This window comes from Pleurocapsa sp. FMAR1 (genome assembly GCF_963665995.1).
Taxonomy (GTDB): domain Bacteria; phylum Cyanobacteriota; class Cyanobacteriia; order Cyanobacteriales; family Xenococcaceae; genus Waterburya.
In genome coordinates this window covers 1,724,401-1,750,737 of the sequence record NZ_OY762512.1, presented here as the reverse complement: position 1 = coordinate 1,750,737, position 26,337 = coordinate 1,724,401, and the positions used below count along the sequence as shown (strand labels likewise).

The window sequence follows — 26,337 nt, the reverse complement described above, 5'->3', positions numbered from 1 at the left end:
ACTAAATATAAAGTAAACAATAAAATCATATTATTAAGCTTTGTATGAATCTTGTATTTAAATCTAAATATTTTCTTTATATTTCTCTGAAGTGAACTACAATTTATATTGTGGTCAGAATAAACTACTGACTTACGACAACATAACGAGCTATTGAGTGAATTTAAATTGAACATTACACTATTGCGCCAAACCTGGAATTTAATTGAAACGACTAACGCTTCAGAACTTTTAGAAATAGGCGAAACAGAATTGGTACAACGATTATTAAATCGTCTTGATGCTCAAAAACCTTTAGCCGATCAAGAACGCCTTACCTTGGTCAACTACCTTCATTCCAAAGTTGGCTTAATTAAGGATACTGCCGAGTCTCGCTTGGTGTCTGCCTAAATTGATAATTGACAACTGTTTTCAACTTCTAAGCCAAACTCGGTAACTCCAATTCAGTAGCCAAATGAGTTGCCTAACTTTTGCTATTTGTAACTGTATGAGTTGATATCGTTGGCGAACTGAGTATATATTATGTTGTCCTTGATAAACTACTTGGGGAGTAATTTTTAGCACAACACTAAAATAAATTTCGTAATTTACCATAATGGCAGTGATTTTAGCCAAAAGCGATCTTAATTGCCAAATTTTAATGGCTATATAAATATTAAGCAGTGTAATTGATAAATTAACCGCAACAATTAGAAATATCATTAATGCTTAAAATAGAGCCAGATTAATTTAATCAGTTAAACCCGAATGAAACTGCTGGTTCTGAGTAATGGTCATGGAGAAGATGTAATTGCTGTTCGTATTATAGAACAATTACAAATTGTTACCAATAATCTGGAAATAGCAGCTTTACCTATTGTCGGACAAGGCTACGCTTACAGCAAATTAAATATTCCTATTGCTGGTAGAGTGCAGCAAATGCCTTCTGGTGGATTTATTTATATGGGAGGCAATCCTCTTTGGTCAGATGTGCGAGGTGGGTTAATTAAGCTAACAATTGAACAGCTAAAGTTAGTGCGTAAATGGGGTAAAAAGGATACGGCAATTTTAGCAGTGGGAGATATTGTTCCCTTGCTATATGCTTGGTTGAGCAAAGCTAATTTTGCTTTTGTAGGTACGGCTAAATCCGAATATTATCTGCGTAACGAAACTGATTGGCTGGCTAAAACTTCCAGCTTAGAGAAAAAATTCGGTTCGGTTTATTTACCCTGGGAACGTTGGTTGATGAGTCGTAATACTTGTAAAGCGGTGTTTCCTAGAGATAGTTTGACCACCAAGATTTTACAAAAATGGTCTATTCCTGCTGACGATTTGGGAAATCCGATGATGGATAAAATTACTCCAGAAATAAAACCGTCAGAATCCGAAAAATTCAGGGTATTATTATTAGCGGGTTCAAGAATGCCAGAGTCATTACGCAATTGGCAACAAATTTTGACCGCCTTGTTGACAGTAATTGATGAGTTTCCAGCCGAAAAATTAGAGTTTTTAGGCGCGATCGCACCAGCACTAAATCTTAGAGTATTTATAGAAGCTGCGGTTACCTACGGGTGGGAAATAGCTGAAGAGAAATCTCAAATGGTAACTTTGACTAAAAGCAGTTGTGATTTAATTTTGAGCCAAGAAAACTATCAGCAGTTTTTACAACAGTCAGATATGGCGATCGCCATGGCAGGTACAGCAACCGAACAATTTGTAGGTTTAGGAAAGCCTGCGGTTATCATGCCAGGATCTGGACCTCAATTTACCTATGCTTTTGCCGAAGCTCAATCGCGTTTGCTTGGTTGCTCAATTTTGATGGTAGACAATCCTCAGCAAGTAGGCAAGGCGATCTCTCAGGTCATGAATGATCCACAACAGCTAATAAATATGGCTCTCAACGGTAAACGCCGTATGGGAAAAGCGGGTGCAGCCAAAAGAATTGCTCACTGTTTACAAAAAAAACTCTTAAAAATTTAAAATAAAGATGACAAATCAATTGCAGGGTTTAATCTTTGATGTGGACGGTACTTTAGCCAATACAGAAAAAGATGGGCATCGAGTAGCTTTTAATCAGGCGTTTGCAGAGGCGGGTTTAGATTGGAATTGGTCAGTAGAATTTTATGGTCAATTGCTGACAGTTTCAGGGGGAAAAGAAAGAATTGAGTTTTATCTAAGTCAGTATTTACCAGACTTTAAACCTACTCAAGATATGACTGATTTTGTGGTACATCTTCACCAGCTTAAAAATAAATATTATCAAGCATTACTTCGCCAGGGAGCAATAAAACTTCGATCAGGAACAAAAAGAATTATTGAATCAGCTAGACAAAATGGTATTAGTCTGGCGATCGCAACTACATCTTCTTTACCCAACGTAATTGCTTTGCTAGAGAAATATTTAGACTTAGATTGGTTTGAAACTATTGGCGCAGGAGATATGGTCGCTGCCAAAAAACCTGCTCCCGATGTTTATAATTACGTTATGGAGCAAATTTCGCTTCCTGCTCAAAACCTGCTAGTTTTTGAAGATTCTGATAACGGCTTAGAAGCAGCAACTAAAGCAGGATTAAAGACCATAGTTACTGTTAACAACTACACAAAACATCAAGATTTTAGCCAAGCAGCATTGGTAGTCAGTGATTTAGGTGAACCAAATTCACCGTGCCAGGTTATCCAAGGTGATTTTCAAGCTAGCTATTTAGATATAGTTAATTTGCGCTCAATTTTATCAACGTAAGCCTCCAACGAACTAAATTTGTCATGTCAGCCAGAAACAAAAGCAAGAGTTCCCTTTAAAATAATAAAGTGTTCTAGCAGTCAGATGATTACGCACCCAAAAAATTTTAAATATGAAAGTAAAATACCCAATTAATCTACATAAATCCCTAACTTTTGTGGTTGTATTAAGCCTGATGGCTTTTTATAATAACTTTACCTTAGCTGTCTGGGTATATCTAGCTTTGCATGGAACTTATGGCATTATGTGGCTAATTAAAGATAGTCTTTACCCAGATCGACAATGGGAACAAGAAGTCCCCGTAGTGATGGGAATTCTAACTTTTATGCTGGTTAGTTTGTATTGGGTTGCACCGTTTATATTAATTAGCAGTGGTGTACAACCTAGTCTGCCTTTAACGAGTGCTGCGATCGCCATTAATATTATGGGAGTATTTCTGCACTATGGTAGCGATGCTCAAAAGTACTTTACTTTAAAACATAGAAAAGGGCTGATTACCGAAGGTTTTTTTAGCCGTAGCCGTAACCCCAATTACCTGGGAGAAATTTTGATTTATCTTAGCTTTGCCATGCTGGCGCAACATTGGCTACCTTTCCTGATTTTGGGTATATTTGCAGCTTTGATTTTTGTACCAAATATGTTCAAGAAAGACAAATCTCTGGCTCGTTACCCAGAGTTTGCAGCCTACAAAGAACGTTCTGGCTTGCTGTTACCAAAATTATTTGTCAACAAACCAGCAGCATCTTCAGAGGTAGAAGTTGCCGACGTTACAAGCAAAGCGTCGTAACTGTAGATTAGACTAACAAAGAGGTTGAGAAAGATTGTTTTTGGGGCAAATAGCGTCCTGGGCGCGATCGCAAGTAACTTTTAGAACTCTAATTCCTGTTATCGGCAGCTAAGTTATGAATAGATTAATAGATACTAAACACTTTACGAGAAATCTACCCTGGCATTTTTAACAAAAATTATTGTTTTTAGTTTGCTGATTTTATTAAAGATCGAGGTTAGAATATATACTCATAACCACAGCTTGTGTTAAACTTAACATAATAGCTTTGAAACTTCATTTCCTACGTCTAAAAAGCATTGTAAAGGAACTTGTAAGAATGTAAGAGTTAAAGCCTATAGTTTGCTTGTGATATGCAAAGCGGTTAGGCTTCTTCGCCTCTAGGCAAAGATGATAAAATAAGTAGTATTTAAGGTTTTCCTGAAGGAGCTGTTTATCCGATGGACTATATAGAACAATTACTTGACAAATTAAGAGACATAGCTCAAAAGCTGATCGAAATGTTGTTAGGACCAGAAGTTGAGCAAGAAAAGGAACCGATTCCTATTCCAGTTGATGATCGTCAACGCCGTCGTTATCGTTAATTAACTGTTGAAGCTTAACTGTATAATAAGCTGTGCCTGAAATAAGCGTACTAGTTCTGCACGGCCCTAACTTAAATTTATTAGGGCTTCGTGAGCCTGAAATATATGGTTCAACCACAATAGAGCAAATTAATCAGGCTCTATATTCTGATGCCAAAAAACTGCAAGTTGGCCTTGACTGCTTGCAGTCTAATCATGAAGGTATACTGGTAGATGCGATACATAATGCCAGACAAACGCACCAGGGAATTGTTATTAATGCAGGAGCTTATACTCACACCAGCGTGGCTATCCGAGATGCGATCGCAGCAGTGCAGATACCAACTGTAGAAGCGCATTTAAGCAATATTTACACCAGAGAAGAGTTTAGACACCATTCTTACCTTGCAGCAGTTGTAGTTGGTCAAATCAGCGGGTTTGGTGCAGATAGCTATCGTTTAGGGTTGCAGGCTGTGGTTAATTATTTAAATCGTTAATCTTTGTTTTTGCTCTATTAGGGCTTAATCGAGATGAACTGTTTGGTGTAGACGGGAAGATTCTAAAGCAGCATTCGCCACTTGCAAAGCATAAAGACTAGCTTGAGGTTCTATATATAAAGGTTGCTGATTTAATAGGCAATTTAAAACCATATCTGTATCTTGGGCAAATAAACCACGGCGAGGAGTAACAGGAATTGCTGTCTTATTTCCCTCCACGTTTAAAGTTCCTTTTTCCCCTGTAAAGACGATAGAACCTTTTTCGCCATAAATTTCTAAAAGGCGATCGCTTTGCCAAAAAACATCCCCTTTACCGTAAATAATTTCTGCCACAATACCGCTGTGAAAATTCAACTGAGCATTACACAGACAAGCAGTAAAGTAGTCTGAAGCTGGTATATCCCAATAACGATTTTGACAAGCTACCGCTTCTACCGTGCCAAACAAGTCTGTTAGGCGATGAATCCTCGATAATGCTGCTGCTAAAGGAAAACCAAACATGGTTCGATGATATTTCCAGCTACGGCTAACAGGATGTTCAGCGCGAATTGTCGAGTAACGAGCGTAAAAAACTTTGCCTATTTGTGGCAAACATTGTTTAACAGCTTGATGCAGTCCGCCAATAATTTCTATATGCTCAACATGAAGTAACTTTTGATGAGCTTCAGCAAGTTCTATGATCTGTTGAGCTTCTTTGGCATCTAAAGTCAAAGGATATTCTACGACTATATGTTTTCCTGCTAATATAGCTCCTTTAGCGATCGCACTACAATCCCTATTAATAGTACAAACGATAATCAGATCTAGTTCAGGCATATTAATCAATCTTGTCCAAGAATCTATTGCTTTTACAGCAAAAGATTGGCAAAATTCTTTCAGCCTTTCGGGGGTATTTCCTGTCACAGCTACTAACTCGGTACGTTTGTCAGCTATTAAAGCCTCGGCTCTTTTTTTGGCAGCGTATCCAGTACCAACTATGCCAACTTTCAGGGGGAGAAATGCTTCTGTGTACATAAAAACAATATGAGCTTCTTTAACTTTTACTCTAAGTACAAATCATCAATCACAGGTATAAATATAATTAATAGTTATTTTTAGGGGGAATTAAGATTCTTTTTTTAATATTTTATGCCGAAAGAATGATTGCTATTTGGTAGTTTTGGGGTCATTGGAAATTTTCAACTCAAAGTGTTCCAACCACAGGTTTATAGATAAGAAAAACTTATTTTACAATAAATAACAAATCTCATTGCTAATGCACGCACAATAATTAGTATTTTTCCCTTAGTATCAAACATGAGGCTTTTTGAACGAGGAAAAAACTTATTTTAATTAAATTATTAACGAAATAAGTGGAACTTCCTAACTAAGCACAAATTAATATATCACCTTGCAAAAGAGGAAAGAAATACATGGCTAGCTATAACATTACTCTCAAAATGCCCGACGGCGAGCAAACTATTGAAGTACCAGATGATGAGTACATTCTTGACGTTGCTGAAGAACAAGGTTTAGATTTACCTTATTCTTGCCGTGCTGGTGCTTGCTCTACCTGCGCTGGTAAATTGGAGTCTGGTACTGTAGATCAGTCCGATCAGTCTTTTCTGGACGACGATCAAATTGAAGCAGGATATGTTCTTACTTGTGTTGCATATCCAAGCTCTGATTGTACTATTACTACTCACCAAGAAGAAGAACTTTACTAAGCAGGCAATTAAAATTGGGCGTTGCATCATAATAGAATTGTTTAGGCTGACTGGGCGAATTGGGGACTAAAAGACTGGGGAAGTAATTAATCTTTGGTTTGGTTAAATTATCCCGCAACTGTGCAACGCCTAAAATTGGTTAGAGGCGTTCTTTAATTGAGAGCGTCTCTTTTTAGTGTTTGTGGATTAATAATCAAGCTTTTTTATCTTTGGTGACTTGCTCGTTTTTTCTTTTGCCAATAATCTAACTTCTCTTTCCAAGAAAAAGTTGAGAAAAGTTCTTATAGCCGAAATTGCTGCTAATTTACCCACCGCACTCCAGCTTGGAGATACTGCCGTAGCTACAATGTCGGCTGCTAATAAAAATTCTAGAGACAGTGCTAGTGCTTTACCTAAATCTAGTCTGACTTGGCTGAGTTTTTCTTCTCGCTCAATTTTATGACTGTGCCAAAGCAATCTTTTTACTGCTCTGACAATTGCCAAAGCGAGTATAAGTAGGGCAATAGATTCAATAACTATTTTAAAGAGTATTGCGATTTCTAGCAGCAAATTTTCTGCCAAATGATTAAAACTGCTAATTAAATTTTCTGACTTTGCGACTAAAACTGGAGGCAAAGGAAAGAAGAACCTTAAGAAAGCGAAATCCAGGCTCATATTTTGGTTTTTGCTTGTTTTATCTTTACTAGTTTAATAATGCTTCCTGGAGAACAAAAGTACGGACTTATACTGTATTCAGGAAGCTATTACTAAAAACTAAGTAAATTTTTGGAATAGATATTTATTCCTTATACGCCTCCATCCCTTCACAGGAACAAACTAAATTGCGATCGCCATAGGCATTGTTGATTCTGCCAACAAGAGTCCAATATTTATGTTCCTTTGTCCAGGGTGCAGGGTAGGCTGCCTCTTCTCGACTATAGGGATGTGACCACTCACCGCAAATTAAAGATTGGGCAGTATGAGGAGCATTTTTCAAGGGGTTATCTTCTGGATCTATTGACCCATTAGCGATCGCTTCTGCCTCTTGATAGATGGCAATCATGGCATCACAATAACGGTCTAGCTGCTCTTTTGATTCGCTTTCAGTCGGTTCGATCATTACTGTGCCAATCACTGGCCAAGATACGGTTGGCGCATGAAAACCAAAGTCCATTAGTCTTTTGGCTACATCATCTACTTCAACGTGAGCGCGTTTTTTAAGCGGACGCAAATCAATAATACATTCGTGAGCTACCAATCCAGCTTCGCCTTTAAACAACACTGAATAATATGGTTCAAGACGCTTTGCCATGTAGTTAGCGTTGAGAATTGCCACTTTAGTTGCCTGAGTTAAGCCAGCTTCTCCCATCATGGCAATATACATCCAGGAAATAGTCAAAATACTAGCACTTCCCCAAGGGGCAGCCGAAATTGCGCCAATAGGCTTAGCTTCTTTAGCAGTTTTGGGAGTAGCAGGCAAGAAAGGTACTAAATGAGACATTACGCCAATAGGACCGACTCCAGGACCACCACCACCATGAGGAATACAGAAGGTTTTATGTAAGTTGAGATGACAGACATCCGCCCCAAAATCACCAGGACGACATAAGCCTACTTGAGCATTCATGTTTGCCCCATCCATGTAAACCTGTCCACCATGTTGATGAACTACCGCACAAATACTTTTTATCTCTGCTTCAAACACTCCGTGAGTTGAAGGATAAGTCACCATCAAAGCTGCTAAGTTATCCTTGTGCTTTTCTGCTTTTGTTTGCAGGTCTTGTAGGTCTATATTGCCATTGCGATCGCACTTCACTGCTACCACCTTCATGCCACACATTACCGCACTTGCGGGGTTTGTACCGTGTGCCGACTCAGGAATCAGACAGATACGGCGATGTCCTTCGCCTCGATCTTGATGATATTTACGGATTACCTGTAGTCCTGCATATTCACCTTGTGAGCCAGCATTAGGCTGTAGGGAGATAGCCGCAAACCCCGTAATCTCAGCTAGCCACTGTTCTAATTCAGCGAATAGCTGCTGATAGCCCTGAGTCTGTTCTAAAGGTGCGAAAGGATGAACATTACCAAATTCTGCCCAGGTAACAGGAATCATTTCTGCTGTGGCGTTCAGCTTCATGGTACAAGATCCCAAAGGAATCATCGAAGTAGTTAAAGATAAGTCCTTGGTTTCTAGTTGATGAAGATAGCGTAGCAGTTCGGTTTCCGAGTGATAGCGGTTAAATACTGACTCTGTTAAGTAAGGAGTAGTACGTAACTGCTGCTCTTTGATGCTTGATTTGTTGTTAAGTAATTCTGCATAGCTAAAAGGTAACTCTGCTTTGCCTGCAAATATTTGCCACAGGTCGATTAAATCTTGTTCGGTAGTAGTTTCATCAAGAGATATGCCTACTGCCTTGTCATCCAGCCAGCGAAGATTTATCTGCTTATCCGCAGCAATTTTAATAATATCCGCAGCGTTTTTATCTCCTGTACTGACGCCAATAGTATCAAAGAAACTTTCAGTTTTAATCTCATATCCAAGCTGCTGTAATCCTGCTGCTAAAGCAACTGTAAGCTGATGAACTCTTACGGCGATCGCTTTAACCCCTGCTGCGCCATGATACACTCCGTACATTGACGCAATCACCGCCAACAAAACCTGTGCAGTGCAAATATTGCTGGTAGCTTTTTCACGGCGGATATGCTGCTCTCTAGTTTGTAGTGCTAAACGCAAAGCAGGTTTACCGTGGACATCTTTAGAAACTCCGACAATACGTCCTGGTACTTGTCTTTGATATTTTTCTTTAGTGGCAAAATAAGCTGCATGAGGTCCCCCATAACCCAAGGGAACACCAAATCTTTGGGTACTTCCCACGGCGATATCTGCCCCAAATTCTCCAGGAGGAGTTAATAGAGTCAAGCTAAGAATATCTGCTGCTACGGTAGCTAACGCTTTGGCTTCGTGTACCTGTTCAATAAAAGAGCGATAATCTTTAATCGTGCCGTCAGTAGCAGGATACTGTAACAACGCACCAAAAATTGGGGTAGAAAAATCAAATTTGGCGTAGTCGTCAATAATTACCTCAATACCTAAGGGTAAAGCACGAGTTTTGATTACTTCTATGGTTTGGGGATGACAAGCTGCATCTACAAAAAAGGCGTTGGCTTTAGTTTTACACAGTCCATAGCTCATACCCATCGCTTCTGCTGCTGCCGTACCTTCATCCAAAAGAGAAGAATTGGCAATTTCTAAACCCGTTAGATCGATAATCATGGTTTGGAAATTGAGCAACGCTTCTAATCTTCCCTGGGCAATTTCTGCCTGATAGGGAGTGTAGGAAGTGTACCAGCCAGGATTTTCTAAGACATTACGCAAAATTACTGGAGGAGTCAGGCAATTGTAATAACCCATGCCTAGAAAAGAGCGATATACCTGGTTATTTGAGGCGATCGCTTTTAATCTAGCCAAAGCAGCCGACTCGCTTTTGGCTGCGGGTAGCTGTAATGGCTTATTAAGACGAATTGCTGCGGGGACAGTCTGATCGATTAATTGCTCTAAGCTTTCAATCCCTAGCACCTGCAACATCTGTTGAATTTGCTGCTGATTTACTCCAATATGTCTAGTATTAAAAGAACTGGTTTTCTGACTAGAAGGTTTATCAATACTGTCTTGCGGAAATTCTGAAGTTTGGGATTCTAAAGCAAAGTTCAAATTAACCATATTAATGAAAAATACTGTTTTTGGGTAAAAAAATAGTGGCGAAACACCAGTTGATTAACGTAACCACTTTTATTAGCGATTTGTAATAAATATTAACAAGTATTACCTATTAAAAGAAACTAGTCCACCAAGAATTTACCCAATTATTTTGCTTTGTAAGTAAAAAAGACTAACTTTTCTAAAACCAACCAAACCAGCTTTCTTTAATCTTGCTCCATTCCTTCTACCTGAGCGCGATATTCCGCAGCAGTAAGAGCATCTTCTAACTCATCATCAGGGTTATCGACTTTTACCTTAATCAACCAACCTTCTCCATAAGGATCTACCGCCAGCGTTTCTGGTGCATCAATAGCAGTCTCGTTGCGCTCGATTACCGTTCCCGAAACTGGTGGATATAGGTCTTCTACTGCTTTGACAGACTCAATCGATCCTAGAGTTTCTCCTACCTCTACAGCATCACCCACTTCTGGAAGCTCTAGAAAAACCACGTCTCCCAACTGATCGAGTGCAAAAGCACTAACTCCAATTGTGGCGACTTCACCATCAAAACGGACATATTCGTGGCTATCTAGGTATTTTAAATCTTCTGGATATTCTATCTCCATTGTTACCCTCTCAATCATGAGCAAAATCTAGTTTACAATAACATTTTCTTAAATAAGCTGTAGATCAGTCTAGTTTTAATCTTTTCTGCATGAGAATAAAAATTATGTCTTCGATAGCGATCGCGATATATCATACAATTCATAAATTAAAGTAAAAACGGTATATTCCAGCCTAATCTTAAATATTTTACTAAATTAAGTTTTTGGCGATCGCTATTTTAATGATATTTAACCAGAAACTTAGAATCAATCACTTCAATTATTTCTCTAGGATTATTACTATAAGTTAAAGTCAACAATTCATTACTAACTATAAATAATTGCTCAAAATCGACTAACTTTTCTAAATCCTGATAATCCATCCCTTCCAAAGCTTCTTTAGCAGCACCTAATATCGCTTCAAACTGACAATTTGAAATATATTCATTCCAATCATCTTGCTTAATATAATGCGACTTTTTTCCTAATCGATTCCGTCTGGCTGCCTGACACATTTATTTGAGGACAGTTAAACTCTTAAGCACTTTAATTCCGAAATTCTGATAAACGAAATGGCATCATAGTATTTTCTTCTAGCCTTTGAAGATGCAAAACAGGGCAAAGTATTTTGAGAAAATAAAGGTGTAGGGTCAAACAAACTACGACCTTTATGTAAAACTTCTTTGAGCCATCTGATCCCAATTTTGAGATAACTTAAACCTCTCTCCCAATGCGGATCTACTTGACTTCTAAGTCCCTTCAATTGAACTGTCATGCCATGAGTAGTCGCAAATAAAAGTGCTAAGGCTACCACCAAATATAAACGTTCCAATGCCTTGCGATCGCGACCTCGACAGTCCCTTCAACGCGGGAAACCCGCGCAACGGGCTGTCTGGCAATTTTAGATTCTTCCAATTGAAAAGCTCCAGATTTAGAATCTAAAAATAATTCTTCAATACGAAATCTTAGAGCCTACTGCCATAAAGCTTGTAGAGTCGGGTCTTCATCAGTAATAACAGCCCAAGGTTCTTTTGTCCCCTTGACATTGGCTAAGACAAAGTTGCTTCGGCATTCTCCATCGAGCCATAGTCCAACATTGTGATACAAAATCGCCTCTGACTTTGGCGGATAAAGATATTTCAGTTCAATAGGATGTCTCCTTGCCCCCTGAATAGTTACGTCACAGGGTAAGCGTAGACAATAGTGCCATTGACTAGTGGTGAGCCAATTCATCAACTGATGGTTAACAAAACCTCGGTCAGCTAGAAGCATCTCATCAGGATACTTGCGGAGTAATCTACGTGAAAATTTCAGCATGGTTTTGTATTCTTTGAATGCTACTGTTGAACTTTTATGTTCCATTACTTTCCATAAGAAAGGAATTGCCCTACCACCACAAATCACAGAAAGATGAATCATGCAGTATCGATTCCATAAAACTGTTGTATCCAGTGCCAGATAGAGGCGTTGTCCACTCCAGTTACTAATTGCCGCCATTACTAGAGGTACATACAGAGATTTGACTTTAATTCGACTGTTATGAACGAATCTTTGCCATCTTCGCTCAATACTCTGTGCTTGGTTCGCCCTACTTATCACGTAAGATTCCCACTCACTAAGGTTAATTTTGCTGCTACATATCAGCGCGTTGATCATCCAAGCTAACGCTTTGATCTGCCTGAAATCTCTGTATGTGGAATCTTGACTCAGTAGACTCAGCAGTTGATGATAAAGAGGGGTAGATCTTGACATGGAATATAAGGCTAAAACTATTCATTTTCAGCTTCCCATAATTGCTCTACCTTTTCTTTTTTCTGACCGCATTTCGACTCTTTTAGCTACTTGTGTCAGGCAGCCAGCGATTCCGTTTCTCGATTGCTAAAAGACTATTACTAAGAGAATTTTTCCAGCTTCTCGTTACTCTTTTTTCCACTTGAATCTTAATTAAATGGATTAATAAAATTACTAGAAACGACTCTAAATTATTAATTTTATCCTGTCTTCCCATCGTTTCTACGTCTTCTACTATGGCAAAGGCGCGATCGTATTTGCGATTTAGTAAACAGTCTTTTAACTCTAATATTTCTTCCATAGCGTACTTATAAATGCTCTAAACCCACCGCATCTTTAATGTTATCTAACCCTTTCTCATCTAATTTAGCTAACAAGCCAGATAACACATTCTTGACCATCCAAGGTCCTTCATAAACCCAGCCAGTATACACTTGCAGTATACTCGCCCCAGCAATAATTTTCTCCCAAGCATCATCGGCATCAAAAATCCCCCCAACGCCAACAATCGGTAAATTACCGTCTGTTTCCTGATAAATAAATCTAATTACTTCTGTAGAGCGTTTTTTCACAGGTAAACCGCTAATTCCTCCTGCTTCGTCTTTAATATTCTTGCCTGTCTCTTTTAAAACATCTGTATTCAAACCATCACGGCGAATAGTAGTGTTAGTGGCGATCACACCAGAAAGATTGTAGCTAGTCGCTAAATAAAGAATATCTTTGATATCTTGCCATTCAAGATCGGGAGCTATTTTAATTAGAAGAGGTTTATGTTGGGTGTTTGCTGTCTGTAAGCCATCTAATATTGGTTCTAGTTGTTCCCCTGCTTGGAGCGATCGCAATCCTGGGGTATTAGGTGAACTTACATTAATTACAAAGTAATCTGCCACATCCTCTAGATATTTAAAGCTGCCTATGTAGTCTTTTGCTGCATTTTCTAAAGAAGCAATTTTCGATTTACACAAATTGATACCAATTGGAATCTTACAAGCTTGTCGTTTCCAAGTTTGAGCTAGGGTATCTGCCATTACTGCTGCACCCAAATTATTTGCACCCATGCGATTAAGTGCTGCTTTATCTTCAGGGAGACGAAACATCCGCGGACGAGGATTTCCTGACTGAGAATGTAAGGTAACTGCACCTAATTCTGTAAAACCAAAACCCAAACTACTCCACATTCCTGCTGCTGTGCCATCTTTATCAAACCCTGCTGCTAAACCAAAAGGATTGTTAAAATCTAGTCCCCAAAGTGTTTGTTGCAAACGAGTATCTTGGACACAAAAAGACTTTTCTAACTGTTTGATTGCCAAACTACCCCAGATAGAATGACGATTAATCTCCAGGTTATTTAACGTCTTTAGCATCTGGCGATGAGCCGTTTCAGGATCGCTTTTAACAGTAGAAAGTAGTAAGGGATAAAAGGGTTTAGTAAAGTTGAGCATTAGTTTGTTTAAGTAATAAATTAGGTAAATAATTACCTTGCTTTGTGAGTTTTTCCTTGCTTAATTTTCTTTACTATAGCGATCGAGATCAATTATTGTCTCTACCTCTCAATAAATTTTCTATCCTTTCTAATCGTTGTTCAATGCGAATAAAACGTTGATTATTAAGGCTTAAATCAGCATTTCTAATTAATCCTTCACCAGTAATTCTTTGAATACTTACTTGATGATTTTGGGTTACTTGAGCCAACGAATTAATAGTAGTTGCTAAATTATTTACTGTTTCATTAGTTTCATTGATTCTCTGTGCCAGATTAACTTGAGCAATTTGTAGTTTTTTTTGACCTTGAAATATAGTTGAGATAATTTTTTTTATTTCTTCGTTATTCATAGTTATATCTATGCTTTAGCGATTGCTTGGATAATTTAATTACTCCCTGCGGGGGGTACCCCTTGGCTACTTACTTAATTGCTCTTTTAACCTATCCAACTCTTCGCGATCGCGCTTCAACTCTTGTTCCAATTCTTGTAATTGTTCGCGACGGGTTTCTATTTCCAGCGCACGGCGATTTAGCTCAAGATTTTGGGCGGTGATTTCCTGTCGCCATGATTCAACTTTACTTTGTTCTGTTTTGATAAACTGAGGATTAATCGCATTTTTAGTCAAATGCTGCTGTAAAATGCTCAAAATCCAGTCTTTAGCCTCTTGGATGCTAATTATCTGTTGATCTTGACCTATTTCTACCAATACCAAGACCCCTGCACACAAGGAACTTTCTTTAGTTAAAAGTAAAGTTTCAGAATTATCAACTTCCCAGACATATTCCGATTCTTGGCGAGCAAGTACCTGTAGCTGTATTTCTCCCAAATCAGAGTTAATTTCAACTTGAGCTAGGTATAACATGGCTTTTAAGAGTCTTGAACATGGATGTAGTTAGATAGCTCATTCAATGATACTTTTACTTTAAACGATCTAAACGCTCCCGTAATATTTCTGCTTGTTTTTGTGCCTCTGCTAAATCTGCTTTTGCACCTTTGATAACCTCTTCGGGTGCTTTATTAACAAAACCAGGATTATTTAAGCGTCCAGTAAGAGCTTTAATATCTTTTTCCACCTTATCTAATTTCTTCTGCAATTTAGCCTCTAGTGCAGCTACATCTACCAAGCCAGTTAGAGGAATCAAAACCTGCACTGTACCTGTTACTCCCGCAATTACCTGTCCTGGATCTTCAGTCAGAGTTGAAGTAATTATAAGCTCACCTACTTTAGCAATATCTTGGATATAGCTTTGGGTCGATCTTAGAATATCAGATTCTTTCTGGTTTTGGGTTTGTAGAATAACCTTAATTTTATCTCCAGGCTTGATTACCGACTCCGCACGTAAATTGCGAATAATGCCAATGGTATCAAAAAGTAAATTAAAGTTTTGTTCTAATTCAGCATCAATCAAATCTCCGACAACTTGAGGATAAGTTTGTAGTGCTAAAGTTTGACCATCAGCTTGAGTAAGAGTTTGCCAGATTTCTTCGGTAATGTGCGGCATAAAGGGATGAAGAAGTTTAAGTATTCCTTCTAGTACATAGCCCAAGGTTTGTTGTGCCATCAGGCGAGAGGTAGAAGTATCGTCTTGCCAAAGGCGGGTTTTAACTAATTCAATATACCAGTCGCAAAAATCATTCCAGATAAACTCATATAAACCTTTAGCTGCTTCTCCTAAACTATAGGCTTCAATATTAGCTTTAGTTTGTTTGACGGTTTGATAGAAACGAGACAGTAACCATTTATCTACTAACTCTAAAGATGCGGTTTCTGGCTGTCCTAACTCTTGAGGCGTTTTTCCTTTAAGATTAATCATTACAAACCGTGACGCATTCCACAGCTTGTTAGCAAAGTTACGAGAAGCTTCAACTGAAGCTGATTCTTGTTTTTTGCGGTCATAATCAAAGCTGATATTCTGTCCCGCACCTACAACCTTAGTAATTAGGGTGTAACGCAGCGCATCCGCACCATATTTATCGATCATTAATAGAGGATCGATACCGTTATTTTTTGACTTGGACATCTTTTGCCCGTTTTCATCCAAAACCAAGCCGTGAATATAAACGTCCTTAAAAGGCATCTTGTCGGTAAAGTGTCCCGCCATCATGGTCATGCGTGCCACCCAGAAAAAGATGATATCAAAACCCGTAACTAAGGTATAGGTGGGATAATACTTGGCTAAGTCCGCAGTATTTTCGGGCCATCCCATAGTCGAAAAGGGCCATAATCCAGAAGAAAACCAAGTATCTAAGACATCAGGATCTTGTTGTAGTTGAATATTATTGCCGTATTTCTCTTTCGCTTTATTTTCCGCTTCTGTTTCATCGTAAGCTACAATATACGGAGTATTATCGGCAATTTTTCCGCCTGTTTCCGAAACCACATACCAAGCAGGAATTTGATGACCCCACCATAGCTGACGAGAGATACACCAGTCTTTTAATTTAACCAACCAGTCCCGATATACCTTCTTCCATCTTTCAGGTACATAGTTAGGAGAATTATCATTGTCTAGAGAAGCTAAAGCCTTACTCGACAACGGTTCGATTTTGACAAACCACTGAGTTGATAATAAAGATTCAATTGGTACTTTACCGCGATCGCTATAAGGAACGCTATGGCGATAGTCTTCAATCTTAACTAAATTACCCAATTCATCCAGTTTCTTAACTACATTCTTACGGGCAACAAAGCGATCTTCTCCCTGAAACTCCCCTGCATTTTCATTAAGACTACCATCCTTATTCATGATGTTAATCATGGGTAGATTATGGCGTTTACCCATCTCAAAGTCATTAGGATCGTGGGCAGGAGTCACCTTAACACACCCTGTCCCGAAATCCATCTCGACAAATTCATCACCAATAATGGGAATTTCCCGCCCTACTATAGGCAGAATAATTGTTTTACCAATATAATCCTTATACCGAGTATCCTTAGGATTAACCGCAACCCCCGTATCTCCTAACATCGTCTCAGGGCGAGTAGTTGCCACCTCTAAATAACCACTTCCATCAGTTAGAGGATAGCGGAAGTGCCACAGATGCCCATCAACCTCCTGCTTTTCCGCTTCTAAATCCGATACCGCCGAAAGGGACGCAGGACACCAGTTAACCAAATAGTTACCCCGATAAATCAATCCTTCTTCATAAAGTTTGACAAAAGCCGTCTTCACCGCCTGGGACAAACCTTCATCCATCGTAAACCTTTCTCTTGTCCAGTCAGCCGAAACCCCCAGACTCTTCAACTGATTAATAATCGTCGTACCAGATTCTTCTTTCCAAGCCCAAGCCCGCTTTAAATACTCTTCCCGTCCCAAATCCTCGCGGCTTTTACCTTCGGCTTTAATTTGCCTATCCACAATCGTACTCACGGCAATACTCGCATGATCTGTCCCTGGCAACCACAAGGTATTGCGCCCAATCATGCGATGGTAGCGAATCAATGTATCGATCAGCGCACTCTCAAAAGCGTGTCCCATGTGCAAACTCCCCGTAACGTTAGGCGGGGGAATAACAATACAGTAGGGTTCACCTTTAGCATTAGGATCGGCTTTGAATACTTCTTTTTGCGCCCAGTATTGCTGCCATTTGGCTTCGGTTTGCTTGGGATCGTATTGAGTAGAGAGATTCGTTTCGGTTGCGGTCATGTGACTAGCAGAGGAGTTGATACTTTCAGCAATTCTTTATTGTATATTCATTGCCGTCACTCTTGCTAATTAGCTGTTTTCTTGCAGACAATGCAACTGCATTACTCAATAAGCTAGAATTAAATTAGTTCTGAAAAAAACTACTATGACAGAAATATTGCAAGCAGAATCTACTCTTACAGATAGATATCAAACTACTGTTCCCGATCTGGTTGACTGACAAAAGATGAAGAGAAAAACCTGAGAATAGAGATTCAGTAAAGAGTTGAGGGATTGACACAAAGCAAGGGGAGTCAGCACTCTGAGATTAGATACCACTCATAATTTCAGAATACTGTGAATCAAAACTCCCGTCTCTACAATGCCTTGAATCAATGGATGAGTCAATAGAAGTTTGAAGACAGAAGTATGAAGGCGCGAAGTTTCAAGTTTGTTCGAGGGCTTGTACCTCATACGAAGGAAGAAGTTTGAAGGCGCGAAGTTTGAAGGAATTCGGAATTCGGGAAGGATTTTTTGTAGCTCATACCTCACACCTCATACTTCGCGCCTTCATACCTCATACACAGGGCTATCGCCCAGATCGTCCGTCCTTCGGACGACTTCGATGCTTCGCATCGTGTAGGGCGAAGCCCTGGTACCTCTACCAAACCTCTTTCATCGTGAACGACGGGGCTTGCAACTATAGTGGAACAAAGGACTTGTCCGCATGTAGGAGGAAGTAGCTGTTTACGAAGTTTGAAGGAAGAAGTTTGAAGGAAGAAGGAAGAAAGATTTTTTGTACCTCATACGAAGGAAGAAGTAGCTGTTTTACTTCATACTTCATACCTCATACTTCATACTTCATGCAGCTGTTTTACTTCATACACGGACTCTCTGTCCGTCGCCGTTCCCAAGGAGACGTCGGAACGCAGAGAGCGTTCACCTCACACTTCGCGCCACAGGGCTATCGCCCAGATCGTCCGTCCTTCGGACGACTTCGATGCTTCGCATCGTGTAGGGCGAAGCCCTGGTCAAGCTACTGACTGGTTACATTTATGTCATCTTCAAACTTGTATTTGGATGATAATTGCTTTAATACACACGGGCAATGTCAACCTGACAAAATGGTCGATGTACATCCCTGGTCGAGGGAAGTTGGCTGGGGGTAGACAGAGACGTATTCAGCGTTGGCTAAACAATCCTCGAATCAATGTCCATCGAATCAGAAAGTCCTTGGTCAAAGCAGCACTTGATGATTGGTCAGAATCAAAAATATTTTTGGCATTAGACACTTCACTGTTCTGGGATGAGTATTGCCTTGTGCGGCTTTGGGTTATTCATCGAGGGAGAGCTTTACCGTTGGTGTGGAGAGTGATGAACCATGAAAGTGCTAGTATTTCAGTTACCGATTATCGAGAGATGATTAAGCAGGCACAAGTTAGGCTACGAGAATCAGTTAAGGTAATTTTACTCGCGGAGCGAGGATTTATACATACCGAATTGATGACCATGCTGACAACTCAACTAGGATGGCATTATCGTCTCCGAATTAAGAGTAATACCTGGATTTGGCGTGGAAGTTGGTGTCAACAGAAGTTTGAAGACAGAAGTATGAAGGCGCGAAGTTTCAAGTTTGTTCGAGGGCTTGTACCTCATACGAAGGAAGAAGTTTGAAGTTTGAAGGAAGAAGGAATTCGGAATTCGGGAAGGATTTTTTGTCCTTCATACCTCATACACAGGGCTATCGCCCAGATCGTCCGTCCTTCGGACGACTTCGATGCTTCGCATCGTGTAGGGCGAAGCCCTGGTACCTCTACCAAACTAAGAGCGATCGTGAACGACGGGGCTTGCAACTATAGTGGAACAAAGGACTTGTCCGCATGTAGGAGGAAGTAGCTGTTTACGAAGTTTGAAGGAAGAAGTTTGAAGGAAGAAGGAAGAAAGATTTTTTGTACCTCATACGAAGGAAGAAGTAGCTGTTTTACTTCATACTTCATACCTCATACTTCATACTTCATGCAGCTGTTTTACTTCATACACGGACTCTCTGTCCGTCGCCGTTCCCAAGGAGACGTCGGAACGCAGAGAGCGTTCACCTCACACTTCGCGCCACAGGGCTATCGCCCAGATCGTCCGTCCTTCGGACGACTTCGATGCTTCGCATCGTGTAGGGCGAAGCCCTGGTCAACCTAAAAACTTTCACTTTCATTTAGCAGAGGCAATTTGCTTACACAACGTACAGATTCACAAAGGTGAATTTTCTGGCAAAGTTCATGTGATTCTTGGTCGCAACAACGTTAACGGCGAACTATGGGCAATTGTCAGTAATGAAAAAACTACTCTACAAACCTTTGCTGAATATGGATTACGTTTTGATATCGAAGCGAATTTTTTAGATGACCAATCTGGTGGTTGGAATGTTCAACGCTCGATGATTCGAGATGTATGCGCTTTGTCCCGTTTGTGGTTTATCTTATCTGTGGCTACTCTCTACGTTAGTGCCCAAGGTGTTGAGGTAGTTCGTATTGGCAAACGAAGATGGGTTGATACTCATTGGTTTCGTGGTAATAGCTATTTTAGGATTGGTTGGGATTGGGTCAAAGCTGCACTCATTAATGGTTGGAATTTACTTCATTGCGTGACTTTCTCTAGTAATCAAGATCCCTCACCTGCAATGGCATCACGATCGCAATATCAAAAACGAGCAGATCAGTTGGAGTTCAAAGTTTTAACTTATTCCTACAATATTTCTTGAAAGTTTTGTCAGTCAATCAGGTTCCCGATATAGTGCGTAAAACATTAGGTTTGAATAAGCGAGATAAAATAGCCTACATTATTAACTCTGATGGAACAGTTACTATTACTCGCTATGAAACCTCTGAAGACGATCCAATATTAGACAAGTTTCTGGATTTTTTGGCGCAAGACATAGAACAAAATCCGCAACAGATACAACCCATTACTTCAGAAACTTTAGTCCGAGTTCAATCTTTAGTCGGTGACATGAACATAGATTTGAATGCACCGTTATCTGATAAGGATGAATAAGCTTGTCAGAAAGTAAACCTTTAATCATTAATGGATGGCGTATCTTTGCTCATCCATTGTTTCTGAGTCAGCTAGAAGCATTATTAAACAAAGTAGAAGGCTTGCGCCAAAAATACCCGCAAGGCTATCAAAAGAAAAATGCTACCAAACGATTAGCAGCAATTAACAAACTGGCTTTTGAAATCATTCCTCAAGATCCAACTCGCAAAGAATATCGTCAGGGTAATACTCTGGGTAGCGAATACAAACACTGGTTTCGAGCTAAGTTTTTTCAGCAGTATAAGTTGTTTTTTCGTTATCATCTGCAACAAAAAATTATTGTCTATGCTTGGGTTAATGATGAAAAGTCTAAGCGCGCGTATGAAAGTAAAACTGATGCTTATAGAGTGTTTAAAAGGATGCTGGAAAATGGTTATCCTCCTGATAGTTGGGAAATGCTATTAGAACAAGCACAAAGTATAACTGAATAGAGAAATTGGTTTCAGTACTGTCATGTAAATAGCAGAGGAGTTGGTACTTTCAGCAATTATTTATTGTATACTCATTGCCGTCACTCTTGCTAATTGGTTATTGACTGGTGGATAGAGCGATCGCCTAAACAATATTTAAAATGCTATAAAGAGCTATAAATAGTAATTGCTTGTTGATAATTGTTTAATTACGATCGCCGTTATACACGACATGGATTTAGAAATCCTCCTAGAAAAACTCGATATAGGTGAAAGCCAAGATTTTGAGTGCAAAACTGCTGAAAATAATGTACCAAAAGACGCTTGGAAAACTATTTCTTCTTTTGCCAATACGGAAGGAGGGTATATTGTTCTTGGGGTGGCAGAGAAAAAAGGTCAGTTTCAAATTACTGGTGTCAACAATTCCAAAAAACAACTTAAAGATTTTTGGGACAACCATAATAATGCTCAAAAACTCAGCTTTCCTATTTGCAATGAATCTGATGTAACCGTCGAAAAAATTGACGATAAATCTCTCATCATTATTAAAGTTCCCAAAGCAACTCGTACCCAGCGCCCCGTGTACATTAATAACAATCCCATGACAGGGACTTATAAGCGCAATTATGAGGGAGATTATTCTTGTACAGAAGACGAAGTTCGTCAAATGTTGCGAGATGCTAGTAGTGAACCACAAGATTCTCAAATTTTAGAAAAATTCGATCTTAGCGATATCGATCCTGAAACAATGAGAGCATATCGCCAGAGATTTAGCTCTAGAGAACCAGATCATCCTTGGTTAGCACTAGACGACCAAGATTTGCTACTTAAGCTAGGAGGATGGAAACGCGATCGCAATACAGGAAAAGCAGGGCTAACTGTAGCTGGGTTACTAATGTTTGGTTATGAACGAAGTATTTTAGACGCTTTCTCTCACCATCATTTAGACTACCAGGAAAGACTATCTAATGACCCAGAAGAGCGTTGGACACATAGAGTTACTCTTGATGGTAAATGGGAAGGAAATATATTTAATTTTTACTATCGTATTTACGGAAGATTAGTTAAGGATCTAGATGTTCCTTTTAAACTAGACCGAGATGCTATTCGCAAAGAAGAAACTCACGTTCATCAAGCACTTAGAGAAGCTTTAGTTAATACATTGATTCATGCTGATCACTTATCAACCCGATCTATAACAGTTTTAAAATTCAAAGACAGATTTTCATTTTCAAATCCAGGTCGTCTCAGGATTCCCATTGAAACGCTTTACGATGGAGGGGAAAGTGATCCGCGCAATCCCAGTCTGCAAAAAATGTTCCAAATGCTTGGTTTAAGCGATAAAGCAGGTTCTGGATTTCCCAAAATTCTTCGAGCTTGGCGAGAACAACAATGGTTTACACCGTTAATATCTGAAAAACTCGACCTAAATATAACAAATGTTGCGCTGCCAATGCTTAGCTTTATTCCTGAAGACATAGAACAGGAATTGCGAGAACTTGTTGGAGATAAATATTGCTATCTCAAGGAATTAGATCGACTTATTTTGGTATTAGCACATCACTTTGGAGAAATTAGTAACAATGATATTCAAGGCTTTACTCAAAAACATTCCAGAGACATTGGAGACTGTCTCAAAAATTTAGTAAGTAATTGTTGGTTGCAAAAATATGGTCACGGTCGTGGAACACAATATAGTTTAGCAACTTCAGAAAGCAAAAACTTTCTTTCTTTACTGCAAAATACTTCAACTTCTCAGTCAAGCTCCGATCATTTAGTTGTCAACTCCGATCATTTGATAGAAAGCTCCGATCATTTAGTTGTCAACTCCGATCGTTTGATAGAAAGCTCCGATCATTTAGAAAATCTTAAGGCGATCGCAAAACCTGTCAGAGATAAAGGTAAAGTTCCAGCAGATGTAATGCGGGAAGTGATTTTAGAAGTGTGCAGAGAAGGATTTTTAACCTTGCAACAATTGGAAGTAATTCTTAATCGCACTAATTCAACACTTAGAACTAGATTTTAAAAAAAGATGGTAGAGGAAGAACTTATAGAATTACGATATCCTGACAGATTAAATCATCCAGAACAAGCTTATCGAACTAAAGAATAAAATGCGATAGCTCATAAAGATAAAAAGTAATAGTAGCGTGAATTTTCTCTAATTTTAATTGTTTTCTCTTAATGCGATCGCCTCACTTTAAGTAAAAGCGATCGCTTTTACCTAATCCAAACAGTACAATTAAAATAGAAAAACAGCAGCTTATTTCAACTTAAATGCAGTTGTCAAAATTTGATTAAGTTTAAGTATTTGATTTTTGCTTAATTCACCAATTTTTCTGAGTATCAACTTACGTTCTAAAGTAATAATTCTAGTTACTCTAACTTTAGAATCAGCTTTTAATCCTGTTTCTGCAAACTCTCGATCAGATTTGGCGATCGCAAATTCACTAGCACTTAAACTTTTAACTTTTTGAGAAGAAATAAAACACAGCGTAATTTCATCAATACTTGCGCTGACTACCAAAACCAAAGCTGGGCGCAATTTAGTTTGACTAAGATCGCTAAAAGGAAACTGAACTAAAACAATGTCACCTTTGTTTAAAGCCATCTAGACAGCTTCTCCATCATCCAAACTATAAATATCTGGTTCATCATTCAGAAAATTGAATACGTTGCTTGTTTCGGCTAAACCTACAATTTCTTTTTGAGATGGATAGGGCAAGTCTGTATATAACTTTTCCTCTAAAAGCAATTTTTCTTCATCAGAAAGAGATTGAATAACTTGATATACAAATTCAACAAGTCGAGTATTCATTTTATTATTAAACCGTAGCTAATATATTTAAGTTTAATCGTTTCTGTTGATCGTAATACCGAAAGAAAGAGCGATCGCTTTTACCTAATCCAAACAGTATAATTAAATTTTTAATATCTAGTTAGCTAAAGTTTTTAGTTTTTAATAGTTGTGCGGTTTCTTCTAGCCACAAATGATAATCGCGGTCATACAATTGGTTAAGACTTGGTATTTTGGTAGTCATGATCCAAAAATTATTTCCACTTAATTACTAACTGCCTGTTTCATATATCTACCCCAAAGGCTAGCTGCTTGCGAGCTACTACCGCTGGTGGGTGAATTGTTATCATTGCCCAACCAAACCCCCGTCACGTAGTCGTAGTCATCCTTGGGTACATAGCCAATAAACCAGAGATCGACATTATTATCAGTAGTACCAGTTTTTCCAGCTTCTCCTTTATCTATATATGCAGCTTTGCCCGTACCGTTTTCCACAGCTTCTTTGAGCATATCGGTAAGTTTGTCGGTAACATCTTGAGAGATGACATCGCGATAGGTTGCTTTATCGTCGTCAAAAACATAAATTTCGCGACAGGTATCAGGTTTGTCCGATTTTTTGCAGTCATTACCGTCTAAAATACGATTGATAGCGTGGGGTTTATTCCAAATGCCGTCATTGGCAATGGTGGCATAAGCACCAGTCATTTCCAGTACGTTAGTTTCACTTTGTCCGATAACTAAACCAGGGGCTTCGGTAAGGGGAGAGGAAACACCAAGACGTTGAGCTACCTCCATAACTTTTTTCAAGCCCACCTCTTCAGCAACTCTAAAAGCAATCACGTTTTCAGACTGCGCTAATCCTTGATACATATCAATATCGCCACTGCTACGCTCACAGCCACGATATTGTTGTCCTTTCCAAGTGAAAGGCGCACAGGAATATTTTGTATCGGTGTCGATTCCCTCTTCAATAGCTGCTGCATAAGTGAAAACTTTAAAGGTTGAACCTGGCTGTCTTTTTGCCTGAACTACCCGATTAAATTGACTTTGATCGTGGTCAACACCACCAACCATAGCCAGTACATTGCCGTTTCTACTATCGAGAGTAACTACTGCCCCTTGAGAATAGCCAAAGCGATCGCCGTTGTTAGCAACAGAATACTCCAGAGATTCTTCCGCTTCTTGTTGTAGTTGGGGATCTAACCCAGTTTCGACAATAAAGTTGCCTTCCTGCGCCACGTCTGCACCCAATAGGGTTTTAAGCTCATCTAAAACATAGCTATAAAAATAAGGAGCAACCGCACTATTAAGAGTTTCTTCGGCTTTAGGGCTAACTTCAATGCGCGATCGCCTTGCCCGATCTGCCTCTTCTGCATTTACCATGCCCAATGCCAGCATACGGTCGATAATACGGTTACGCAAGCCAACGGCGGTATTATAATCTTTGACAGGATTATATAAATTTGGTGCGGGCAAAATAGCCACTAAAGTCGCAGCTTCAGAAAGGTCGAGATCGGCTGCCGACTTCTCAAAGTAAAATTGGGCAGCATCTTCAAAACCGTAGCTACCAATGCCAAGATAGACGCGGTTGAGATAGGTTTTCAGAATAAAATCTTTGCTATAAAAAGTTTCTAGTTTCAAAGCCACGATCATTTCCCGAATTTTACGCCCTGCGGTATTTTGTCTGCCGACTTCAGGAAAAAGACTCCGTGCCAACTGCTGAGTCAAGGTACTTGCACCCTGGCGTAATTCAGCAGAAGTAAGATTAATCATTATCGCCCTGCTAATGCCGATGGGGTCAACGCCAAAATGCCAGTAGTAACGACTGTCTTCAGAAGCGATCGCTGCCTTGGGTAGATAGGTCGAAAAATCTCTTAGGTTTTTTAATTCGCGGTGGGTGTTATTTTGTGCCGTAGGATTGATTGGCGTTACTCCATCCTGTGCATAAACCACTACAGGTAGAGTTGATTCTCTTGGTATGGGATATACAGGGACTTTGAGCCATTCAATGCCCAAAATCAATAACATCAAACCTACCAGCCCTCCCATGCCATAGAGAGAATAACGGATAATATAGAGCCACAGTGGAGGCGGATTAATATATCTAACCGTTACGGCAGCAGCCAATTCTGGAGGGCCCAAGGTAAAGCTTTCTCCATGAAATAAAGAGAAATTTTTAAAGCGACGCTTACCTCGGTAAGTACCATTAGTAGATTGCTCGTCTTGAACGATAAACGAACGAGGTTTTTTGCGATTTCTTTTTAAGATTAAATGAGTTTGACTGACTACCGCATTGCGAATACTGATATCACAGCTTGAACTACGTCCTAAAGTATAGCGATCGCCAACTAAGGGATAAGTTTCTTCTTTACCATTAGCTTCTTTGATTCTCAACTCTGGAGTCGCTTTGCCCGATTGAAAATTGCCACGGCTAAAGTTAACTTTAATCTTTTGTACCGCTTGGGTGACAGCTTTACTAATGGGTGATTGAGAATTATTGCCCTTAGCAGGAGGTTTGGTAGTCATTAAGTAATCTCACGAAAAAAACGCCAAAAATTTTGATCTAAATTAATTCAATTGTAA

Annotated in this window: 27 protein-coding genes and 1 pseudogene; 12 read left to right on the top strand and 16 right to left on the bottom strand. The window is 39.3% G+C overall.

The window, feature by feature from the left end:
- Positions 1–168 precede the first annotated feature (168 nt).
- The 6 genes from SLP02_RS08545 to aroQ all read left to right on the top strand — a co-directional run bounded on the left by SLP02_RS08545 (position 169) and on the right by aroQ (position 4,566).
- On the top strand, positions 169–390 hold the full coding sequence (locus SLP02_RS08545) for a hypothetical protein (RefSeq protein ID WP_319420234.1): 222 nt from the start codon (positions 169–171) through the stop codon (positions 388–390).
- 357 nt (positions 391–747) lie between these two features.
- Entirely contained in the window at positions 748–1,959 is a 1,212-nt protein-coding gene (locus tag SLP02_RS08540; protein ID WP_319420233.1) for a lipid-A-disaccharide synthase-related protein, read from the top strand.
- A gap of 7 nt (positions 1,960–1,966) precedes the next feature.
- The gene (locus SLP02_RS08535; protein WP_319420232.1) at positions 1,967–2,719 is read left to right on the top strand and encodes an HAD-IA family hydrolase; all 753 of its coding nucleotides are present in this window, start codon (positions 1,967–1,969) and stop codon (positions 2,717–2,719) included.
- A 112-nt stretch (positions 2,720–2,831) separates the two neighbouring features.
- Complete coding sequence (locus SLP02_RS08530; RefSeq protein ID WP_319420231.1) at positions 2,832–3,506, top strand: methyltransferase family protein; 675 nt, start codon at positions 2,832–2,834, stop codon at positions 3,504–3,506.
- Between the two features lie 440 nt (positions 3,507–3,946).
- Positions 3,947–4,090, top strand: a complete 144-nt coding sequence (locus tag SLP02_RS08525; RefSeq protein ID WP_319420230.1) for a hypothetical protein — start codon at positions 3,947–3,949, stop codon at positions 4,088–4,090.
- Positions 4,091–4,122: 32 nt separating this feature from the next.
- A complete protein-coding gene (gene aroQ, locus SLP02_RS08520; RefSeq protein WP_319420229.1) occupies positions 4,123–4,566 on the top strand; it encodes a type II 3-dehydroquinate dehydratase in 444 nt (147 codons plus the stop codon).
- A gap of 24 nt (positions 4,567–4,590) precedes the next feature.
- Here the strand turns inward: aroQ and SLP02_RS08515 are convergent, their stop codons facing one another.
- Complete coding sequence (locus SLP02_RS08515; protein ID WP_319420228.1) at positions 4,591–5,580, bottom strand: Gfo/Idh/MocA family protein; 990 nt, start codon at positions 5,578–5,580, stop codon at positions 4,591–4,593.
- 398 nt (positions 5,581–5,978) lie between these two features.
- On the opposite strand from SLP02_RS08515, the gene SLP02_RS08510 reads away from it, so the two are divergent.
- The gene (locus SLP02_RS08510) at positions 5,979–6,272 is read left to right on the top strand and encodes a ferredoxin (protein ID WP_319420227.1); all 294 of its coding nucleotides are present in this window, start codon (positions 5,979–5,981) and stop codon (positions 6,270–6,272) included.
- Between the two features lie 186 nt (positions 6,273–6,458).
- Here the strand turns inward: SLP02_RS08510 and SLP02_RS08505 are convergent, their stop codons facing one another.
- The 11 genes and pseudogenes from SLP02_RS08505 to SLP02_RS08455 all read right to left on the bottom strand — a co-directional run bounded on the left by SLP02_RS08505 (position 6,459) and on the right by SLP02_RS08455 (position 17,481).
- The gene (locus SLP02_RS08505; RefSeq protein WP_319420226.1) at positions 6,459–6,926 is read right to left on the bottom strand and encodes a DUF1622 domain-containing protein; all 468 of its coding nucleotides are present in this window, start codon (positions 6,924–6,926) and stop codon (positions 6,459–6,461) included.
- 124 nt (positions 6,927–7,050) lie between these two features.
- Positions 7,051–9,975 carry an aminomethyl-transferring glycine dehydrogenase gene (gene gcvP / locus SLP02_RS08500; RefSeq protein WP_319420225.1) on the bottom strand — a complete coding sequence of 975 codons (2,925 nt, stop codon included), beginning with the start codon at positions 9,973–9,975 and terminating at the stop codon, positions 7,051–7,053.
- Between the two features lie 203 nt (positions 9,976–10,178).
- Positions 10,179–10,580: a glycine cleavage system protein GcvH gene (gene gcvH / locus SLP02_RS08495; RefSeq protein ID WP_319420224.1), complete on the bottom strand. Its 402-nt coding sequence runs from the start codon at positions 10,578–10,580 to the stop codon at positions 10,179–10,181.
- A 218-nt stretch (positions 10,581–10,798) separates the two neighbouring features.
- A complete protein-coding gene (locus SLP02_RS08490) occupies positions 10,799–11,074 on the bottom strand; it encodes a hypothetical protein (protein WP_319420223.1) in 276 nt (91 codons plus the stop codon).
- A gap of 14 nt (positions 11,075–11,088) precedes the next feature.
- The gene (locus SLP02_RS08485) at positions 11,089–11,373 is read right to left on the bottom strand and encodes a hypothetical protein (protein ID WP_319420222.1); all 285 of its coding nucleotides are present in this window, start codon (positions 11,371–11,373) and stop codon (positions 11,089–11,091) included.
- 158 nt (positions 11,374–11,531) lie between these two features.
- Complete coding sequence (locus tag SLP02_RS08480) at positions 11,532–12,311, bottom strand: hypothetical protein (protein ID WP_319420221.1); 780 nt, start codon at positions 12,309–12,311, stop codon at positions 11,532–11,534.
- A gap of 106 nt (positions 12,312–12,417) precedes the next feature.
- Positions 12,418–12,651, bottom strand: a pseudogene (locus SLP02_RS08475) (DUF29 family protein); the annotation flags it as partial.
- Positions 12,652–12,658: 7 nt separating this feature from the next.
- Positions 12,659–13,792 (bottom strand): quinone-dependent dihydroorotate dehydrogenase, encoded by a 1,134-nt coding sequence (locus SLP02_RS08470; RefSeq protein ID WP_319420220.1) that lies wholly within the window; start codon positions 13,790–13,792, stop codon positions 12,659–12,661.
- An 88-nt stretch (positions 13,793–13,880) separates the two neighbouring features.
- Entirely contained in the window at positions 13,881–14,183 is a 303-nt protein-coding gene (locus SLP02_RS08465) for a hypothetical protein (RefSeq protein WP_319420219.1), read from the bottom strand.
- Positions 14,184–14,249: 66 nt separating this feature from the next.
- The gene (locus SLP02_RS08460) at positions 14,250–14,696 is read right to left on the bottom strand and encodes a hypothetical protein (protein WP_319420218.1); all 447 of its coding nucleotides are present in this window, start codon (positions 14,694–14,696) and stop codon (positions 14,250–14,252) included.
- Between the two features lie 55 nt (positions 14,697–14,751).
- Positions 14,752–17,481 carry a valine--tRNA ligase gene (locus SLP02_RS08455; protein ID WP_319420217.1) on the bottom strand — a complete coding sequence of 910 codons (2,730 nt, stop codon included), beginning with the start codon at positions 17,479–17,481 and terminating at the stop codon, positions 14,752–14,754.
- Positions 17,482–18,540: 1,059 nt separating this feature from the next.
- On the opposite strand from SLP02_RS08455, the gene SLP02_RS08450 reads away from it, so the two are divergent.
- From SLP02_RS08450 to SLP02_RS08430, 5 genes are all read left to right on the top strand, one after another.
- The gene (locus tag SLP02_RS08450) at positions 18,541–19,134 is read left to right on the top strand and encodes a hypothetical protein (RefSeq protein WP_319418706.1); all 594 of its coding nucleotides are present in this window, start codon (positions 18,541–18,543) and stop codon (positions 19,132–19,134) included.
- A 601-nt stretch (positions 19,135–19,735) separates the two neighbouring features.
- Entirely contained in the window at positions 19,736–20,215 is a 480-nt protein-coding gene (locus tag SLP02_RS08445) for a hypothetical protein (protein WP_319418707.1), read from the top strand.
- Positions 20,216–20,220: 5 nt separating this feature from the next.
- Complete coding sequence (locus SLP02_RS08440; RefSeq protein ID WP_319420216.1) at positions 20,221–20,508, top strand: type II toxin-antitoxin system PrlF family antitoxin; 288 nt, start codon at positions 20,221–20,223, stop codon at positions 20,506–20,508.
- Between the two features lie 2 nt (positions 20,509–20,510).
- Positions 20,511–20,978, top strand: a complete 468-nt coding sequence (locus tag SLP02_RS08435; protein WP_319420215.1) for a type II toxin-antitoxin system YhaV family toxin — start codon at positions 20,511–20,513, stop codon at positions 20,976–20,978.
- Between the two features lie 166 nt (positions 20,979–21,144).
- On the top strand, positions 21,145–22,983 hold the full coding sequence (locus tag SLP02_RS08430; RefSeq protein WP_319420214.1) for an RNA-binding domain-containing protein: 1,839 nt from the start codon (positions 21,145–21,147) through the stop codon (positions 22,981–22,983).
- 237 nt (positions 22,984–23,220) lie between these two features.
- On the opposite strand, the gene SLP02_RS08425 is transcribed toward SLP02_RS08430, so the two are convergent.
- From SLP02_RS08425 to SLP02_RS08410, 4 genes are all read right to left on the bottom strand, one after another.
- Complete coding sequence (locus SLP02_RS08425; RefSeq protein WP_319420213.1) at positions 23,221–23,568, bottom strand: type II toxin-antitoxin system PemK/MazF family toxin; 348 nt, start codon at positions 23,566–23,568, stop codon at positions 23,221–23,223.
- Positions 23,569–23,775: a hypothetical protein gene (locus tag SLP02_RS08420; RefSeq protein ID WP_319420212.1), complete on the bottom strand. Its 207-nt coding sequence runs from the start codon at positions 23,773–23,775 to the stop codon at positions 23,569–23,571.
- A gap of 121 nt (positions 23,776–23,896) precedes the next feature.
- Entirely contained in the window at positions 23,897–23,998 is a 102-nt protein-coding gene (locus tag SLP02_RS08415; protein ID WP_319420211.1) for a DUF29 family protein, read from the bottom strand.
- 20 nt (positions 23,999–24,018) lie between these two features.
- A complete protein-coding gene (locus SLP02_RS08410; RefSeq protein WP_319420210.1) occupies positions 24,019–26,280 on the bottom strand; it encodes a PBP1A family penicillin-binding protein in 2,262 nt (753 codons plus the stop codon).
- Positions 26,281–26,337: the final 57 nt, after the last annotated feature.

Coding starts and splice junctions, on each gene's coding strand:
- SLP02_RS08505 (WP_319420226.1), bottom strand. CDS start 6,926: ATGAGCCTGGATTTCGCTTTCTTAAGGTTCTTCTTTCCTTTGCCTCCA.
- SLP02_RS08525 (WP_319420230.1), top strand. CDS start 3,947: ATGGACTATATAGAACAATTACTTGACAAATTAAGAGACATAGCTCAA.
- gcvP (WP_319420225.1), bottom strand. CDS start 9,975: ATGGTTAATTTGAACTTTGCTTTAGAATCCCAAACTTCAGAATTTCCG.
- SLP02_RS08480 (WP_319420221.1), bottom strand. CDS start 12,311: ATGTCAAGATCTACCCCTCTTTATCATCAACTGCTGAGTCTACTGAGT.
- SLP02_RS08510 (WP_319420227.1), top strand. CDS start 5,979: ATGGCTAGCTATAACATTACTCTCAAAATGCCCGACGGCGAGCAAACT.
- SLP02_RS08515 (WP_319420228.1), bottom strand. CDS start 5,580: ATGTACACAGAAGCATTTCTCCCCCTGAAAGTTGGCATAGTTGGTACT.
- SLP02_RS08490 (WP_319420223.1), bottom strand. CDS start 11,074: ATGTGTCAGGCAGCCAGACGGAATCGATTAGGAAAAAAGTCGCATTAT.
- SLP02_RS08450 (WP_319418706.1), top strand. CDS start 18,541: ATGATAATTGCTTTAATACACACGGGCAATGTCAACCTGACAAAATGG.
- gcvH (WP_319420224.1), bottom strand. CDS start 10,580: ATGGAGATAGAATATCCAGAAGATTTAAAATACCTAGATAGCCACGAA.
- SLP02_RS08540 (WP_319420233.1), top strand. CDS start 748: ATGAAACTGCTGGTTCTGAGTAATGGTCATGGAGAAGATGTAATTGCT.
- SLP02_RS08460 (WP_319420218.1), bottom strand. CDS start 14,696: ATGTTATACCTAGCTCAAGTTGAAATTAACTCTGATTTGGGAGAAATA.
- SLP02_RS08470 (WP_319420220.1), bottom strand. CDS start 13,792: ATGCTCAACTTTACTAAACCCTTTTATCCCTTACTACTTTCTACTGTT.
- SLP02_RS08415 (WP_319420211.1), bottom strand. CDS start 23,998: ATGACTACCAAAATACCAAGTCTTAACCAATTGTATGACCGCGATTAT.
- SLP02_RS08420 (WP_319420212.1), bottom strand. CDS start 23,775: ATGAATACTCGACTTGTTGAATTTGTATATCAAGTTATTCAATCTCTT.
- SLP02_RS08425 (WP_319420213.1), bottom strand. CDS start 23,568: ATGGCTTTAAACAAAGGTGACATTGTTTTAGTTCAGTTTCCTTTTAGC.
- SLP02_RS08530 (WP_319420231.1), top strand. CDS start 2,832: ATGAAAGTAAAATACCCAATTAATCTACATAAATCCCTAACTTTTGTG.
- SLP02_RS08535 (WP_319420232.1), top strand. CDS start 1,967: ATGACAAATCAATTGCAGGGTTTAATCTTTGATGTGGACGGTACTTTA.
- SLP02_RS08465 (WP_319420219.1), bottom strand. CDS start 14,183: ATGAATAACGAAGAAATAAAAAAAATTATCTCAACTATATTTCAAGGT.
- SLP02_RS08410 (WP_319420210.1), bottom strand. CDS start 26,280: ATGACTACCAAACCTCCTGCTAAGGGCAATAATTCTCAATCACCCATT.
- SLP02_RS08455 (WP_319420217.1), bottom strand. CDS start 17,481: ATGACCGCAACCGAAACGAATCTCTCTACTCAATACGATCCCAAGCAA.